This window comes from Lactiplantibacillus mudanjiangensis (assembly GCF_005405385.1).
Classification (GTDB): domain Bacteria; phylum Bacillota; class Bacilli; order Lactobacillales; family Lactobacillaceae; genus Lactiplantibacillus; species Lactiplantibacillus mudanjiangensis.
Map to the genome: position 1 here is coordinate 291,275 of NZ_BJDY01000003.1, position 17,234 is coordinate 308,508.

Below are 17,234 nucleotides of genomic sequence, written 5' to 3' on the forward strand. Positions count from 1 at the left end.
TCACTCCTTAAATGTTAAAAAAGTGCGCGATCGGTTGAGGGTTGATTACATTTTTAGGTTAAGCGCTTTGGGGGTGACTCGCAAATAATGCGATAGGGAAAGCCCTAGTTTTCGGGATTTTAAGGGACTTGATAATGAAAGTGAACTAAAGAAGCAAGTGTTCATTTTTGCAATCAAAAAAGACGCTTGGCTCTTAAACCAAACATCTTTTAATGGGGTGTTTTCGGTAATCGTTCCAGATGATCAATCGTGGTCATCGGTCGGACTTTCATTGCGAGGGTTTTAAACTGTAAGATAATCGGTTGTTGATAATCGAGTTGTTGTTGAAAGGGAGTCAGTTGTTGCACCCAGTCAACCGGCAACTGGGTACTACCCACTTCAGTTAAGTAACCTTTTAACATTAAAGAGGCATGTGTCGTTTCATCGAAACAAAAGATGGTCGCCCGAGATTGGTGCCGCATATTTTGAACCGTCATGGTTTGGCGACTAGTATAGAAGAAAAGGGCTTCTAATGAGCGCTGTTGAGGCAATGCACTTAAGGCCACGGTTGTTGGAAAGCCCTGGGAATCGACCGTTGCGACTGTAAAAGTTGTTTGTTGTTGCAACAACTGCTGGGCCACGTGACGGGTGGTATGTTGCATGTCAGTCACCTCGTTTCTATCCAGTATGCGGGAGAAACAAGTGCTTGTCATGTTTTTTGCTCAAAATAACGACACAAAAAAATCAGCCTTCACGGTGGATGATCACGGCGTGAAAACTGATTAGTGTGGTTATATGATGGGCAGTCAGGGGATCGAACCCTGGACCCACGGATTAAGAGTCCGTTGCTCTGCCAGCTGAGCTAACTGCCCATAACTCAACAAAAAATATAATATCATGAATCTGGACTTCTGACAATAGGTTTTTGAAATTTTTTTTGAAAAAGATCATTTTATCAGCATAATCATGATAAATGGGTCCGCGTTTTCAAAAATCATTTCCCGGGAAATACCTTTAAATGGCGGGATTAGCAAACAAAGAAAGCAAGTTATATTTGTGATATACTTAAAACAGTGCTGAAAGAAACTTTTTTAGCCACCTGACGTAACGGAGCCTTTTAAGGCTGAAAAACCGTTACAACTATTCGAGAATTTAAAAAAGACCGTTTGTTTTCCCCTAAGGAGGAAGAATCGTAATGAAAAAAATCTTAGTCGTTGATGACGAAAAACCAATCTCAGATATTATGAAGTTTAACTTAACCAAAGAAGGTTATGAAGTCCATGTGGCCGCTGATGGTGAAGAAGCGCTACAAAAAGTTGATGAAGTCCATCCAGACCTGATCCTCTTAGACTTAATGTTACCAAAAATGGATGGGCTCGAAGTTGCCCGGCAAGTCCGCAAAAACTATGACATGCCAATTATTATGGTCACCGCTAAAGATTCTGAACTCGACAAAGTACTTGGGTTGGAACTTGGCGCAGATGACTATGTCACGAAACCATTCTCAAACCGGGAATTAGTGGCCCGGGTCAAGGCTAATTTACGTCGTCAAGGGGCGCCAGCTGCGCAAGCTGTTGAAGAAGAAACCAATTCTGACATTGAAATCGGTGATTTAGTGATCCATCCCGATGCCTACATGGTTTCTAAGCGGGGCGATAATATTGAATTAACGCACCGAGAATTTGAATTACTCCACTATTTAGCCCAACATATTGGGCAAGTGATGACACGGGAACACTTACTCCAAACGGTTTGGGGCTATGACTACTTCGGTGATGTTCGGACAGTCGACGTCACGGTACGGCGTTTACGTGAAAAAGTTGAAGACAACCCCAGTCATCCGCAATGGTTAGTGACGCGGCGGGGCGTTGGGTATTATCTCCGCAATCCAGAAAATGAGTAGAGGGTATTGAACCGTGTTTAGATTTAAACGGAGAAATTTTTTAAAGTCGATTAATTTTAAAATTGCGCTCGTTTTTGCGTTATTACTATTAATTACCTTGGAAATTGTTGGGGCGATTTTTGTGCGGCAGTTGGAAGATACCAACTTGCGGCAGTTTAAGAGTCAGGTCCAAATTCAGTCGTATGTGGATAATTCGATTGCGGAACAACTGGCGACTAGCAACACAAGTAAGGCCAATTCGCAGATTAAGTCGATTTTATCGGATATCAATAATTCCAATATTGATGAAGTTCAAGTGATTGATAATAAAGGGATTATTCGCGGAACTAACGACATTAACGATCAAGCGGTGATTGGTCAAAAGACTACGGACCGTAACGTTAAGAATGCCATTTATAATAACCGGTCGTATACGAAAAATACCTATGATACGCAAAATAATAGTCGGTACTATATTTCGGTGGTGCCATTGTATAACTCCAGTACAACGGGAAATAATAGTCAGTTAGTCGGGGTTTTATACGTGCGGGCCAATATGAAGTCCGTCTATAACACGATTAATAATATTATGGTGATCTTTGCGGGGGCGTCACTAGTTGCGATTGTGCTTGGTTTAGCGATTGCGATTGTGATTGCCAGAGCGATTACCAAACCGATTGAAGAAATGAAGCAACAGACGCAACGAATTGCGCGTGGCGATTACGCGGGTCAAGTGCGCGTTTATAGCGATGATGAACTCGGTCAATTGGCTGGCGCGATTAATAACTTGTCGATTCGGGTGGAAGAGGCCCAGGAATCGACCGAAGCGGAACGACGGCGGCTGGATAGTGTCCTGGCGCATATGAGTGATGGTGTCATTGCTACCGATCGTCGCGGGAACATTACGATTATTAACGAGACTGCGTCGGACTTTATGGATGTCAGTGCTGAAAAAGCAATCGGTAATTCCATTTTAGACATGCTTCAGATTCGCGATGACTATTCGTTACGGGATTTGATCGAAAACCAAGATGAATTAACCTTGGATTTTTCGTCAAATGATCGTGACCTTATTTTGAATGCATATTTCTCACTGATTCAACGGGAATCCGGGTTTATTAGTGGGTTGGTCTGTGTCTTGCATGATGTCACGGAACAACAAAAGATCGACAATGATCGTAAACAATTCGTTTCAAACGTGTCACATGAATTGCGGACACCGTTAACGAGTTTGCGGAGTTATATTGAAGCCTTGAGTGATGGGGCTTGGCAAGATCCCGAAGTCGCACCGGGCTTTTTAAAGGTGACGCAAGAAGAAACGGACCGAATGATTCGGATGATCAATGAACTGTTGAGCTTGTCACGAATGGATTCTGGGACAACGCGAGTTGATATGGAGTTGGTCAATATCAATGAAATGTTTAACTATGTCTTGAATCGTTTCGATATGATTTTGAAAAAAGATGATAACCCAGCTAAGTATTACACGATCAAACGAGAATTTACCAAACGTGACTTGTGGGTTGAAATTGATACCGATAAGTTTACGCAAGTCTTAGATAATATTATGAATAATGCGATCAAGTACTCACCTGATGGTGGGGTCATTACGTGTCGCTTGTTAGAGACGCATAATCAGGTCATCATCAGTATTACTGACCAAGGCTTAGGAATTCCACGGGCCGATTTAGCACATGTCTTTGACCGGTTCTTCCGGGTAGACAAGGCGCGGTCACGGGCTCAAGGTGGGACTGGTCTTGGTTTGGCAATTTCTAAAGAAGTTGTCCAAATGCTAGGTGGTCGAATCTGGGTTGATAGTGTGGAAGGACATGGCTCAACATTCTACATTTCCTTGCCATATGAACCTTATGAAGAGGAGGATCTTTGGGATGATGACTCGCAAGCTTAGCCGGTTAATCTTACCGATCGTCTTAGGATTCTTGATCCTACTTAGTGTCGGTTTGTCAGTGTATATTTGGACTAATCCGTCGCGTTATGGTCGTGAGAGTAAAGTTAGTACCGCCAGTTCCGACTCGACGTTAGCAACGCGGACCATGGACGATATCTATTTGCCAACCCAGCTTGTTTATACTGATACGCAAGGTAAACAGACATTGCTGATCAATAAAAATGTTAGCCTAGTTAGTCAATTTAAAACGCAAATCAGTAAGTGGCAAGCGGATAGTATTTCAAAGGTCCATATTACGTCGTCTAAAAGTTATACGGCACTACTGAACGGGCAAGATTCCTATATTTTGAACTTCCCAGATAGTGTCACGATCAGCTTATTTAACACGATTTTTAATCAGAATTTGCAGCATTATAAGGCGTCGGAATTTAGCCGAATTGTCATTCCAATCAATGATACCGACCATCTCTATTTGTTGAATGATAGCAAACATCAGATTTATAGTGTGCATTTGAAGAAAAAAACATTAACAACGATGGACAAAACCTTGAATACGGCCAGTGTGAAGTCGATTCCGGTGAAAATGGTCTATCATAACAATTCAACGTATTTGGACTATACGCGACCGGTTAAAATGCAGCAATATAGTTATTTGTTGAATAAACTATCGGCTAGCCAATTGGCGAACCGGTTGTTGGATGCTGATGGGACATCGTCAGTTTCGGTGCATAATCGCAAGCATGAACAGGAATATACGATCGGATCATACAAGCAAATGACCGTTAATACGACATCTAACACGGTGAAGTATGAAGATTATAGCGATATGGGGACAAAACGTCAGTTGTCGTTGACGCAACAATTGCATAAAAGTTATAACCATTTGGTCAGCATTGGCTTGCCAATGGATAATATTCGGTACTATGGTTATGATTCAGTTAGCAATAGTGTGATTTATCGGAGTTATGTCGAAGGGTTCCCAATCTTTAATCAAACGGAAAATGGTGACGTTCGGATTCAAATGACGTCCAATAGTCTAGACCGTTATTTCTTCTCACTGGAAAGTTTACAAGTTCCAGTGCCAACAACGGGTAAGCAACAATCTGTGACGTTACCAAGCTCAACGACGGTGCTAAAACAATTGTTAGCAGCTGGGTATAAGCAAAGTAAACTCGGTAGCATCGAACTTGGCTATCATTGGTCTCGCAACACATCATCCAAGTTGGTCATTGACCTCAATCCGACGTACTACGTCTACTACAATAATAAGTGGCGGACCTACACGTCGATGCTTAGTGGATCGTAAGGGGGCCGTAAAATGAACTTTCGAAGAATTGAATGGATCTTTTTAGTCGCCTTCGTGGTGCTAGATGTTTTCTTAGCCTATATGTTTGTTCAAACGAGTTCGAGTACGTCGAATACAAAATCGACGAGTGGTACTACGGCCACCATTATTCACGAAATGCGCGATGATAATATTAGTTTTAGTAATCCAAGTAGTAAGGAAAATACGGGTTATTATATCGCGGGGAATAACGATAGTGGCTTAAAAGCCCACTTAAGTCAGTTGAGTGGTCAAGCAACGCGGTTACTCAGTAATGGCAAAGTCTCCAGTACGTTGCGAACGACGGTGGCGGTGAATGCAGATCATCCGGAAAAATCACTTGATCAGTTTATTGCGCAATCGACCAATGTGATTCATGGGACGGAGTACGTTTATAGTGAAGATTTGTCGTCTAGTGGTGATTACGTTTACGTGCAAAAAGTGGCCGATGGCAAGATCTTGACGGGTACTGGTCAAATTCACTTTACGGTTAACCGAAATCATCAATTGATTGGTTACACGCAAGGTTATTTGAATAATGTCAAAACGTTGCGTGAAAAAGCCGTCACGATTAGTGAAAAGAAAGCTTTAGTGGCGTTGTATCAATATAACCAAGTGTCAAATAACTCGCGAATCGTTTGGGGCAAGCTCGGGTATTCACGACTGCTGAAACTAACAGACAGTAGCGTGTATGTGCCGACGTGGGTCTTTGCGGTGCGGAGTAAGAATAGTTCCAATATCAGTCTGCGGCGAATTAACGCCTTTACTGGTGCGGCGATGAAGACGAGTACGAATGGCGATTCATCCAGTGCCGATAGTGCGAGTTCAGTCGCTACCGGGATGATTTGGAATGCTGAATAGTGTCATGATAAAGGGCTTGAGACTTTTGTCTCGGGCCCTTTAGTGTTGTGATCTTTGTTTAGGCACAACCGGACTTTGATCGCACGTTTTGGTTTAGTGGCGGGAAACTTTTCAAGCCTCATAAAAGCGTGTATCATTGATCATGTAAACAGCTGATTTTTTCAGAGATAGGAAGAACCTAAAAGATGGTATTGAAATTAGCAACAGATCAAATGCAAATCAGCGTGTTAGCTTCCGGCAGTACTGGGAACGTCACGTATATTGAAACGCCGGAACATAAAGTCCTCGTCGATGCCGGGTTGAGTGGCAAGAAGATTACCAACTTGATGGCCTCCATTGGTCGTGATATCAATGAAGTCGACAGTTTGTTTGTGACTCATGAACATACCGATCATTGTCATTCGGCTGGGATTTTAGCCCGTAAATATGGGTTAGATGTGTATGCCAATCAAGGAACTTGGGATGCGATGGCGCATAAAATTGGTAAAGTACCACCAGAATTATGCCATGTCTTTGACCCCGATACGACGTTAGATCTAGGGGACCTCGACGTGGAGTCGTTCAGTGTGTCACACGATGCGGCCCAACCACAGTTTTATGAATTGCACCATGCCGGTAAGTCGTTTGTGATCTTGACCGACACTGGTTATGTTTCTGAACACGTCGAAGGTGTCATTAAAGATGCGGATGGTTACTTGTTTGAATGTAATCATGACTTAGAGATGTTGCGGATGGGTCGGTATCCATGGCCGCTTAAACAACGCATTTTAGGTGATGAAGGACATTTATCCAATGAAGATGGCGCTAATGCGTTGATGGATGTGATTGGTAATCGGACCAAGCAGATTTATTTAGGTCACCGTAGTCAAGATAATAACTTGAAAACGTTGGCGCATTTAACGGTCGCATCGATGATGACGGAACATGATTTTGGTGTTGATCACGATTTTCAACTGTACGACACTGAACCAGAACAGGCGACGAAATTAGTGACGCTATGATCACGAATTAATAATTCCACAATTGTTCAGTCATAGAAAAATCACAAAATTTCGCTAAAATAGTCTTTAAAATAGAAGATTTAGTTGGGAGGGAACGCGTTTCGACGCGAAATTATGGCAAATAATTCATTAGTTAAAGTCGCTGTAACGGCCTTAGTAGCCGGATTACTCGGTGGTGGGATTGCTTATGGTGGGATTACCTACTTTAGTAATAATAATGTCACCACGTCTTCAACCAGTGTACCGACCGGTTCAAATAAGTCGGGCTCAACTTCAACGACCAATGTGAAAGTTAATGTGAGCTCGCAAGCCACGAAAGTCTTTAAGAACAACAAGGCAGCTGTGGTCTCTGTTATTAATCTCCAAAAGCAAAGTAGTTCAAGTAGCTGGAGTGGAATTTTAGGTGGCGATGATGGCTCATCTGATAGTAGTGGGTCGAGTTCAAGCTCCTCTAGCAGCAGTAGCAGTAAGCTACAGGAATATAGCGAAGGCTCAGGGCTTATCTACAAGAAGAGTGGTAACGTGGCTTATATCGTCACGAATAACCATGTGGTGAGTGGGTCCAATGCCGTCCGGGTCATTATGAGTAATGGGACGAAGTTAACTGCTAAAATCGTTGGGACTGATTCAGTAACCGACTTGGCTGTTTTGAAGATTAATTCAGCGAAAGTGACCAAGACTGCTAGTTTCGGGAACTCCGACAATATCGAAGTTGGGGAAACTGCCTTAGCCATTGGGTCGCCATTAGGCTCAAACTATGCCACGACCTTGACTGAAGGGATCATTTCTGCGAAGAAACGGACCATTGCCACGACTAATACGTCTGGTCAACAAACGGGGTATGCAACGGTTATCCAAACCGATGCTGCAATCAACCCTGGGAACTCTGGTGGGCCACTCTTTAACTTGGCGGGTCAAGTTGTTGGGATTAACTCAATGAAGTTATCATCTGATAGTTCTGGGACTAGCGTTGAAGGGATGGGCTTTGCAATTCCAAGTAATGAAGTTGTGAAGATCATCAATGAGTTGGTTAAGAATGGTGAAGTGGTTCGACCAGCCTTAGGGGTTGCGACCTATAACTTATCAAGCATTCAAGCCAGTGATCGTAAATCCGTCTTGAAGTTACCAACGAGTGTGACCAAAGGGGTCGTTATCATGAAGACCTACTCTGGTTCACCAGCGAAGAAAGCCGGGCTGACTAAGTATGATGTGATTACCGAATTAGGTGGTAAAAAGATCACGAGCTTAGCAACCTTACGGACAGCGTTGTATGAACACAGTGTCAACGATACGGTTAGCGTGAAGTACTATCATAATGGGAAGCTGAAGAGCACCACGATGAAGTTAACTGAAACCACCAAAACGTTGACTAAACAATCGAATTAATAAATGAGAATTTCATAAGCGCGGTGTCAGGAAAATGTCCTGGCACCGCGTTTTTTAGTGATTTTGACGTTAATTCGTGAAAAGCCGAAAATTCGCTTTTCAAAAAAGCGGTTGCGGGCGATGAAACCGGTCTAATTATGAAAGAATCCGAACGAACGCAGGTGATGGTTCGATAACCATTTTTAACCGGTCACGGCGTTAGGGTAAAAGTGTGGACAACTTCGGGAAAAACTTTGGCGACGAACGTGGTAAAATAAAATAGCGCCGTCAGACGGGCAATTGACGTTGTTTAAAAGTTATCCACAGATGCAATTCTGGGCTGTGGATTAAAAAATAATCGATGTTTTTAAATCGCTGTAATCGCTGGCAATACTGAATTGTTGACGTTGCCAGGCGAACAAATGTTGCGGTGGATAACTGTGGATAAGTCGACGCGGTATTGACAAACGATAAATAAATAAATATTGTGGCGAACATACGTTTAACACAATATATAGAAAGACTAGTTATCCACTTGTGGATAACTATGTTGATAACTTGTGTAAAGGTGGTTAATTATGAACATCAAAATTATCTGTGTCGGGAAATTAAAGGAGAAATATTTTAAACAGGGGATCGCGGAATATGCGAAACGGATGAGTAAATTTGCAAAATTCCAAATCGTCGAGGTGCCCGATGAAAAAGCCCCCGAGTCATTAAGTAACGCAGAGATGACTAATGTGATGGCTAAAGAAGGCGAACGGATCTTAGATAAGATCAAAGATCGCGATTACGTGTACGCGTTGGCGATTAAAGGTAAGGAACGGACGAGTGAAGAATTCGCTGCCGAAATCGACAAGTTGACGACGTATGGTCACAGCGACATTGATTTTGTGATTGGTGGGTCATTAGGGTTGGCGCCGGAAGTGTTGAAGCGCGCGGACACGCAGATTTCGTTTGGGCGGTTTACGTTGCCTCATCAGTTGATGCGGTTGGTGCTGTCGGAGCAGGTTTATCGGGCGTTTATGATTAATATTGGTAGTCCTTATCATAAGTGACGCTATTGATGTAGCAATTATGATAGCCAAGGGGCCATATATGACCTTTTAGATGAGAATGGCAGTATGGAGTAGTTAAATCATTTAACGTGTAGTTCAACGTTGCTCAGTAAATACAATATGTTTAGAGCCGCACCTCGGACATAGTTTGGTGAATTTACTTAATGGATAAAAATATACAAAAGCCACTTTATCAGGAAAGCAAGTAATCGACGATAATTAGATGGTGTTATCACCTGTATTAGTGTATTTATGATTTTGTGATATTTTTAGGGAAAATGGGAGTAGTTACGATAAGTTCAAGAAATTTTTTGTCTGAAAGAGGCGAGATGGTAGTATGAATAATGATTCTTTAACATCAGCATTGAAAGAACTAGACGGTTTAACTAAAGAGGGATTCTTTGGAAATAAATCTCAGGAACTATTAGCACAGCGGAGTGATGATAGTACAGTGAAATCAAATTATAATTCTCTTCTGGCAATGTTTGACGAAGCCGAAGATGTACATCGACTAGCGGAAGTCACGGCAGTCTTTATTCGACTCTTTGACGCTGGATTTAAAAGAAATTCACAAGCAGTAGCAGATCTAATATCTACCAGTATTACTGGTAATAGTGAGCATCCAGAACTAGAAACACTCAGTTCATATTTGCGGTATCAAGAAAGTAATCAGATATTTAAAAATAAAGTACACAAGTTAGAGGGATCACGACTTTCAAGTGACAGATTGGAAGTTGCTCAGGCAGCGTTGAGAGTTTTTTCAGATGGCTTTGAATACGATATGAAACTATTGGCTTTTTTAATAGCGATTTTAAGAATTGCAAATGGAAAAGACTATGATTTATTAGAGCTTTCGTCTTTAACGAGCTCACAAAAATTGCAAAGTTTTCGAGATCAGGACTATGATGAACAATTTTTACTATTAAGTGAAGGATGGAATAGTATTTTAAGAAATGCCGATAGTCATGCGGATATTCACTTTAATTTAGGAAAAGGGGTATTTGAAGGAAAAAACCATCATAAAATAAAGGTAAAAGGAAAAAAGAAACGTTTATCTGTAGTAGATTCGATAAGAATAACACCAGAGGAGTTACTTATTGAAATATTACCAAAGGTTAGTTTCTTTTTACAAGGGTATCTGAGTGCAGGAATGATAGCATATCTCACGGCTGAAGATAAAGGTTTGCTAAGTAGCGCAATGGATCATATTAATACATTGGTAAGTAGTAATTAAGGGTATTATTCTTATGTTTTAACGTGTTAAAGAGGCCCTTGTCACAAATAAGATGATCATAACTAAAAATGTGAATCTCTTCAAACTAAAACCCTGATCAATCTAGCTCACACAATGAGACAGGATTAATCAGGGTTATTTTTAGCCGCTTACTGAACCTAATGGGTGTAGTAAGTTTTGCTGGTGATCGTATAGAGATGGACCATCGTCACTGTCGTCAAATGGTTGTACGCGGTATTAACGGTGACACGTTAAATTTTTACGGAACTGTCTGGTTGACGATAATAACTAACACTATTGGCCTGGGCAGTGTTTTTGTAGACCTCAAGATAGCCATCGAATGTAATTTGAATGCTACGTGGGACAATTTGGCTAGTAAATTGTTGATTGCTGTGTTGCCACTAGAATAAAAAGTACCGTAATTAAAATTAACCAGATATTGTGGTTGTTTAATCTTTTCAGGGCACCAGCAGGGGTGATTTGCTATGCACCACCGGTTGCGACTAGCCCAGCTTGATAATCCGATTTCAGGATTCGTGAACTAAGGATATTCGTCTGTAATGTGGCGACTTTAGTTGTTCAAAGCTACCATTTTGTAGCTGGTAAAAATAATTTTTAATTTTAATACTTTTCTTAGTTTTGAAGACTAGTTTACCATGGTTTAGATATTTTTAAGACAGAATGAAAAGATAAATTGTTTGAAATGGGGGAGTCATGAGTTGAGGCGTTATAGGATAAGATTGGGATGCGATGCTTTTTATTTTTTTTAATGAGATTTGGGATATATTTAAAATGCAAGCTTATGTAAATCGATGGCTTTACTCAGCGATGGTGATGCACCGTATTCCCTATGTATGTAGGATGATCCCGATTGAAAAGCTAGTGGCTACATCAGTACTTTTGAAATGCTACGTTAAAACTTATTTTTTAGACTTTGATTAACTTAATATTGTATACTGAAAAAGCGAAAATAGTTTTATGATCCTTGAATACTTATACTTGAGGGTTGGCGTGGTGAATCCTTTCTTGTATTAATAACTAAGCCATATAAAAGCGATAATCAGTTTTTCCCTACGTATGTAGGGATGATCCTCATATCATGTATTGAAAGTATCTTTATTTAGTAGTGTTCCCTACATACGTAGGGGTGATTCTTGCATAACCATGGTTCTGCAGTTACTGTATATATATAATATGTGTAAAATGTTTTTTGTTTAATGAGTTGACATCTGAAATTATTTTTTATTATAACCATATAATGTATTGTAAAAAATAAAACACCATATTATAGTAACAGAAGAGAGAAGCTATTACCTAATTTAAAACGTGGAATGTTTTTTCTGAAAGAACTTTATTGCCCACAAGAACAGATTAAAATGGAACGCAATGTAAGCGTGTACAAATCTTGCCAAACCTAAATATAAGGAATGTGAAAGACATGGAAGCAATTGCTGCAATTGAAATTATGATTAAACTAAAAGAGGTCAAACCAGCTGTTTCACGCAAACTAATTGTACCCAGTACTATTCGGTATGATCAGCTGCATGTCTTGATTCAATTGACCTTTGGCTGGATGAATTATCATTTGTACAGCTTTCGACTAGCACATCGGCCGAATTTAGAATACAGTGCCTATAATAATGATATGACTTATTTTGCCAAACGTATTCCTGCCGACCAAGCCTACGTTTACCCTGATTTACAACATGATAAGGTTATTTATACTTACGATTTTGGTGCAGATTGGCAACATGAAATCACTTTAAAACGGACACTAACATTTGATGATGTGACAACGATTCAAGTGCCTAGTTGTAACTGGAGCCGAGGTGCTAATTGTGCCGAAGATGGCGGGTCTGCCAAGTTGGCATTGCCATTTGATCGGCGTGAATTAAATGCGCGCCTGGCGTTGTGGTCACAGGCCGGGGAACAGTTAATTTGTGCTGATGATTTAGGCTTGATGCCAAAACCTAACTTATGAAACTAAGCAACTTTAATGAACGGTTGACTTTTTCTAGTTAATTAAATGGACTAGACACTGTCAATGTATTAATTTTGTAAAGTGTGTATTGATTACATATAGATAGCGTATTATCTGCGATTTTAATGCTACATTATGAGTAGATGAATGCCGATAGGAGGCACAAAATGAGATTGGAAGTATCACGTCAAGCGGCGGCTTTGTGGGCTAAAAAACGTTCAGAAAATGGACATCAATATTGGTTAACTTTGATTACACATTTAACCGACACGCAAAACGTCATCAATTGGTTGTTCGATCACTGGCTAAGTCCAGGGCAACGTCAGCTATTATGTGGGGAGTTATCAAAAACAGAAACTCAAAAATTAGTAAGTCTAGTTGGATTCTTACACGACTTGGGAAAAGCCACGCCGGTCTTTCAGGTTAAAAAGTCGCGTGATGGAGACACCTCATTGGACAAAAAAATGAAAGCGCAATTATTAGAAGCTGGTTTTTGTGACTTGGATGAGAAGTACTTAGCTTCACCTGATGAGACACTACATGCAAAAGCTGGTGAGGCACTTGTTGAAAATTTTGAACTTCCAGTTTCGATTGGCGCCATTATTGGTGGGCATCATGGTAGGCCAGAGAGCACTGCACAAAATACACGATCACACAATCCGATTGAACAGTATCCCGCAAATTTTTATCAGGCTCCAGATAATACAGAAATACAAAAACCATGGCGACATGTTCAGCGTGAGTTATTCGAGTATGGGTTGGCTTCTGCTGGCTATCAGGCAGCTAATGAAGTACCAGAGATTAAGCAACCACAAGCGATTGTTTTAGAAGGATTGCTGATCATGGCTGATTGGTTAGCTTCCAGTGAATATTTGGATTCAGACCAGACAGTACCACTTTTTCCGTTGATTGATTTAGATCAAACTTGGGACGAAGATAATTCGATGATACGTTTACAGAACGCTATGACTAACTGGCGATCAGATGATCAATGGAGACCAAGCCCTATCGATATTAGCAAGATAGATCCGTATCAAGCGCGTTGGGGATTTATGGAACGGTTGATTCAAAAAATAATGACGGCGGCCATTGATAAGACGCTTGATCCAGGCATGATCATTATTGAGGCTCCTATGGGAAGTGGCAAGACAGAAACAGCCTTACTGTCAGCTGAAAAACTCGCTCAAAAAACGGGACGGGATGGTATTTTTATGGGGTTACCCACACAAGCGACAACCAATGCAATGTTTGAGCGTGTTGTGCAGTGGATGACGTACATAGCGCAACAGCAAAATGCAACATTTGCTGCTGGGTTGAGCCATGGAAAATCAGAATTCAATCTTAAATATTTACAATTACCTGATTGGAATAGCGATGCTAGTGTAACCAGAGAAAGTCCTTGGTTTTCGGGTAAGAAAAAGAATTTAATAAAATTTGACGTTGGGACCATTGATAATTTATTACTAATGGGACTGGAGCAGAAACACTTGTTTTTACGGCACTTGGGCTTTAGCGGGAAAGTTGTCATCATTGATGAAGCTCATGCTTATGATACTTATATGAATCAATATCTCTATAAGGTGATCGAATGGCTAGGGGCGTATCATGTACCAATTATTATTTTGTCGGCGACGCTTCCTAAGGCTAAGCGTAAAGCGTTGATAGACGCATATGTTGAAGGAAAATACGGTAAAAAATGTAGAAAACAATTAGATACACAGCAGGATTGGCAAGAAACACAGGCTTACCCGTTGCTTAGTATTTTAGATGGCTGTGAAATTAAGCAAACTAAACCAATCATCAATCAAAAATCAGTAAGCGTTCAAGTTGAGCGGTTAAGTCTTTCAAATAACGGACTCATGGATCAGGTTGTCCAACAACTCGATGGTGGTGGCGTTGCTGGTATTATTGTCAATACAGTTCGCCGAGCTCAAGAGTTAGCACAACTAGTACCAGATAATGTGCCACTAATACTTTTACATTCGGCCTTTTTAGCAACTGATCGTGGAAAATATGAAGCTGAATTGCTGGCTGCAATTGGTAAAAATGATGATCGGCCTGAAAAACTAATCGTGATCGGAACACAAGTGTTGGAACAATCCTTGGATATTGATTTTGATGTCCTTTATACCGATATAGCACCGATGGATCTTATCTTACAACGGATTGGGCGTTTGCATCGACATTCATTAGTTCGTCCGGCTGCCTTAAAGCAACCCCGAGTCTACATTATGGGTATTCAAGATGCTAACAATTATGGTGGAGGCAATGAAGCTGTTTATGGTAAATACTTGCTGATGAAGACGGTCCACTTTTTGCCTGAGACAATCGATTTACCAGCAGATATTTCGCCACTTATTCAAAAAGTTTATGATGAGAATACTGATACTGAAATATCAGGAATTGAGCCGATACGAGCAGATTTTGATAAAAAAGTTAGGCAGAAAGAAGATCGAGCTGGCAAATTTCAAATTAGTGAACCAAGTTTGAAGGCGGGAAAGACCATTCATGATTGGTTGGATCGTGAATTTATTGTTAGTCGTAAGGATGCTCAAAGGGTAAACGCAGCAGTGCGGGATATCCAGGAAACATTAGAAGTCATTCTGATACAACAGACTGAGAATGGTAATTTCTTACTAGATGGTCAGCGCTTAAATGATGTATCGTCGTATAAAATTGCACAACAGGTTGTTAGACTTCCGGCTGCGATAACACCAAAAGGTAAGTGCATTGATAAAGCAATCAATGAATTAGAAAAAATAATCGAAGGACAGTTTCCAGAATGGCAACATGATACTTGGCTCAAGGAATCATTAGTATTACCGTTAGATGAGAACTTAGAAGTAAGTTTTATGAATTGGAGATTGTCGTATTCTTCAGAACTTGGGTTACAGTATGTAAAGGAGGGTAAAGATGACTAGTAAACAGTTTAATTTAACGACGGATCCATGGATTAAAGTTATTGACCGTCAAACTAATCATGAAAAGATGGTCTCTTTGATTAAGTTGTTTGAGTATGCAGCCGATTATCGACAATTAGCTGGTGAAATGCATAGTCAAGACTTAGCTGTTTTTCGATTGTTATTAGCGATTTTGACGACCGTATACTCACGGGTTGATGCCGATAATCAGCCATATGAATGGATAAAGGCTGATTCAAAATTGTCACGGAATTGGGAAATCGACCAAGAAGAGATTGATCTGGATGATAGCAAAGATGATTTAATGAATACTTGGGAGACGCTTTATCAAGGTGGTCGTTTTACAGCAGCAGTGACGCAATACTTAAAAGATAATGCAGATTGTTTTGACTTTTTTGGTGACCGGCCTTTTTATCAAGTGACTAAGATGGATTATGATGCGGTGGTTCCAGCTGGTAAAAGGATTGATACGCACACAGGGCAAGTGGCTGTAAGACAAATTAATCGGCAAATTTCACAAAGTGGTAATACGCCAGCTATTTTTGCGCCCAAGTCTGAAAGCACCAAAGATGATCTTCCCTTAGATGAATTAGTACGATGGGTGATTACTTATCAAAATTTCACTGGTGTGACGGATAAAACTAAAATTGTCACTAAAGAAGCATTTTCAAAATCGGCGGGTTGGATTTACCATATTAATCCAGTTTTTGCCAAAGGCCAGTCATTATTTGAAACGTTAATGTTGAATCTTATTTTGGATGATTCAATTTTAAATAAGGCTAATTGGGAGCCAAAGTTACAAAAGCCGGTCTGGGAGTATCACAGCATCAATGAGTACGTTCAATATCGAATTGACGAAATCCTACCAAATAATTTGGCCGAATTGTATACGAGCTGGTCGCGGCTTTTGCATATTGAATGGCGTGATACTGGACAGCCGACGATATATAGTGCTGGAATGCCGATGTTTGATCGTAATAATGCTTTTATTGAACCGATGACAACGTGGAAAAGAGATAAAAAAACGGGTGATTATCAACCGGTAATTAAGAGTTTGTCGTCACTTGGGACTTCAATGTGGCAAAAATTTGGTCAATACGTCAATGTTTATCATGATGACAAAGTACGCACACCTGGCATTGTAAAATGGTTGTGGAAATTACAAGATCAAGACTTGATCAAGCCTGAGAAGCAGTTGGTTTTAAATTCAATTGTACTGGTTAGCGGTGATAATCAATCATCACAAATGCCAGCGATTGAGATTATGGATGATATGCAAATGCAGACAGGGATTCTCTTTGATTCAGCGTTAACTGAAAGTTGGCCGATTCGAATTGAGGATGCGATTAAAGTGACACAAGTTGTAGGCGCTGATTACCGGCACTTTGTCAGTGAAATCAGTCAGATTCGTAATATTGACGTGCGTTCATTTGCTACTGATATGAGTGCCAAGTTTTATGAACGTTTGAATGAGCCATTTAAAAAGTGGTTGCTTAAACTAAACTATAAGGACAAGAACAAGCAAGATCAGCGACTTATTGAATGGAAAAGAGAACTTAACGGTATTGTTTTAAATGCAGCTGATGAAGTTATGCAAACAAGCTCACTTAGAGATATTAAAGGAATCCCTGGTAAGCAGGGGCTGATCAATGTTTTTACAGCTAAAAGGGACCTAATGTATAATTTGAAAATACATCTTAAGCTACCAGAGGAGTGAAA

Annotated in this window: 12 protein-coding genes and 1 tRNA gene; 11 read left to right on the top strand and 2 right to left on the bottom strand. The window is 40.5% G+C overall.

What is annotated here, in order from left to right; translation table 11 throughout:
* Positions 1–209: 209 nt before the first annotated feature.
* Together FFM84_RS06170 and FFM84_RS06175 are read right to left on the bottom strand one after the other, a co-directional pair.
* Positions 210–641, bottom strand: a complete 432-nt coding sequence (locus FFM84_RS06170) for a pyridoxamine 5'-phosphate oxidase family protein (RefSeq protein ID WP_130844487.1) — start codon at positions 639–641, stop codon at positions 210–212.
* A gap of 137 nt (positions 642–778) precedes the next feature.
* Positions 779–851: transfer RNA gene (locus FFM84_RS06175), tRNA-Lys, on the bottom strand.
* A gap of 323 nt (positions 852–1,174) precedes the next feature.
* On the opposite strand from FFM84_RS06175, the gene yycF reads away from it, so the two are divergent.
* The 11 genes from yycF to FFM84_RS06230 all read left to right on the top strand — a co-directional run bounded on the left by yycF (position 1,175) and on the right by FFM84_RS06230 (position 17,232).
* On the top strand, positions 1,175–1,882 hold the full coding sequence (yycF, locus tag FFM84_RS06180) for a response regulator YycF (RefSeq protein WP_130844486.1): 708 nt from the start codon (positions 1,175–1,177) through the stop codon (positions 1,880–1,882).
* 13 nt (positions 1,883–1,895) lie between these two features.
* A complete protein-coding gene (gene walK, locus FFM84_RS06185) occupies positions 1,896–3,770 on the top strand; it encodes a cell wall metabolism sensor histidine kinase WalK (protein WP_130844485.1) in 1,875 nt (624 codons plus the stop codon).
* Positions 3,751–5,076 carry a YycH family regulatory protein gene (locus FFM84_RS06190; protein ID WP_130844484.1) on the top strand — a complete coding sequence of 442 codons (1,326 nt, stop codon included), beginning with the start codon at positions 3,751–3,753 and terminating at the stop codon, positions 5,074–5,076. Before walK ends, FFM84_RS06190 begins: the two co-directional genes overlap by 20 nt.
* A gap of 12 nt (positions 5,077–5,088) precedes the next feature.
* A complete protein-coding gene (locus tag FFM84_RS06195) occupies positions 5,089–5,955 on the top strand; it encodes a two-component system regulatory protein YycI (RefSeq protein WP_130844483.1) in 867 nt (288 codons plus the stop codon).
* A gap of 185 nt (positions 5,956–6,140) precedes the next feature.
* Entirely contained in the window at positions 6,141–6,956 is an 816-nt protein-coding gene (locus tag FFM84_RS06200; protein ID WP_130844482.1) for an MBL fold metallo-hydrolase, read from the top strand.
* Between the two features lie 114 nt (positions 6,957–7,070).
* Positions 7,071–8,342 carry a S1C family serine protease gene (locus FFM84_RS06205; protein WP_130844481.1) on the top strand — a complete coding sequence of 424 codons (1,272 nt, stop codon included), beginning with the start codon at positions 7,071–7,073 and terminating at the stop codon, positions 8,340–8,342.
* A 557-nt stretch (positions 8,343–8,899) separates the two neighbouring features.
* Positions 8,900–9,379 carry a 23S rRNA (pseudouridine(1915)-N(3))-methyltransferase RlmH gene (rlmH, locus tag FFM84_RS06210; RefSeq protein ID WP_130844480.1) on the top strand — a complete coding sequence of 160 codons (480 nt, stop codon included), beginning with the start codon at positions 8,900–8,902 and terminating at the stop codon, positions 9,377–9,379.
* A gap of 337 nt (positions 9,380–9,716) precedes the next feature.
* The gene (locus FFM84_RS06215) at positions 9,717–10,613 is read left to right on the top strand and encodes a hypothetical protein (RefSeq protein WP_130844479.1); all 897 of its coding nucleotides are present in this window, start codon (positions 9,717–9,719) and stop codon (positions 10,611–10,613) included.
* A gap of 1,438 nt (positions 10,614–12,051) precedes the next feature.
* Positions 12,052–12,594, top strand: a complete 543-nt coding sequence (locus FFM84_RS06220) for a plasmid pRiA4b ORF-3 family protein (RefSeq protein ID WP_130844478.1) — start codon at positions 12,052–12,054, stop codon at positions 12,592–12,594.
* A 167-nt stretch (positions 12,595–12,761) separates the two neighbouring features.
* Positions 12,762–15,515 (top strand): CRISPR-associated helicase Cas3', encoded by a 2,754-nt coding sequence (gene cas3 / locus FFM84_RS06225; RefSeq protein ID WP_130844477.1) that lies wholly within the window; start codon positions 12,762–12,764, stop codon positions 15,513–15,515.
* On the top strand, positions 15,508–17,232 hold the full coding sequence (locus FFM84_RS06230) for a type I-E CRISPR-associated protein Cse1/CasA (RefSeq protein WP_130844476.1): 1,725 nt from the start codon (positions 15,508–15,510) through the stop codon (positions 17,230–17,232). Before cas3 ends, FFM84_RS06230 begins: the two co-directional genes overlap by 8 nt.
* The last annotated feature ends 2 nt before the right edge of the window (positions 17,233–17,234 follow it).

Coding starts and splice junctions, on each gene's coding strand:
- FFM84_RS06170 (WP_130844487.1), bottom strand. CDS start 641: ATGCAACATACCACCCGTCACGTGGCCCAGCAGTTGTTGCAACAACAA.
- yycF (WP_130844486.1), top strand. CDS start 1,175: ATGAAAAAAATCTTAGTCGTTGATGACGAAAAACCAATCTCAGATATT.
- FFM84_RS06190 (WP_130844484.1), top strand. CDS start 3,751: ATGATGACTCGCAAGCTTAGCCGGTTAATCTTACCGATCGTCTTAGGA.
- FFM84_RS06195 (WP_130844483.1), top strand. CDS start 5,089: ATGAACTTTCGAAGAATTGAATGGATCTTTTTAGTCGCCTTCGTGGTG.
- FFM84_RS06200 (WP_130844482.1), top strand. CDS start 6,141: ATGGTATTGAAATTAGCAACAGATCAAATGCAAATCAGCGTGTTAGCT.
- FFM84_RS06205 (WP_130844481.1), top strand. CDS start 7,071: ATGGCAAATAATTCATTAGTTAAAGTCGCTGTAACGGCCTTAGTAGCC.
- rlmH (WP_130844480.1), top strand. CDS start 8,900: ATGAACATCAAAATTATCTGTGTCGGGAAATTAAAGGAGAAATATTTT.
- FFM84_RS06215 (WP_130844479.1), top strand. CDS start 9,717: ATGAATAATGATTCTTTAACATCAGCATTGAAAGAACTAGACGGTTTA.
- FFM84_RS06220 (WP_130844478.1), top strand. CDS start 12,052: ATGGAAGCAATTGCTGCAATTGAAATTATGATTAAACTAAAAGAGGTC.
- cas3 (WP_130844477.1), top strand. CDS start 12,762: ATGAGATTGGAAGTATCACGTCAAGCGGCGGCTTTGTGGGCTAAAAAA.
- FFM84_RS06230 (WP_130844476.1), top strand. CDS start 15,508: ATGACTAGTAAACAGTTTAATTTAACGACGGATCCATGGATTAAAGTT.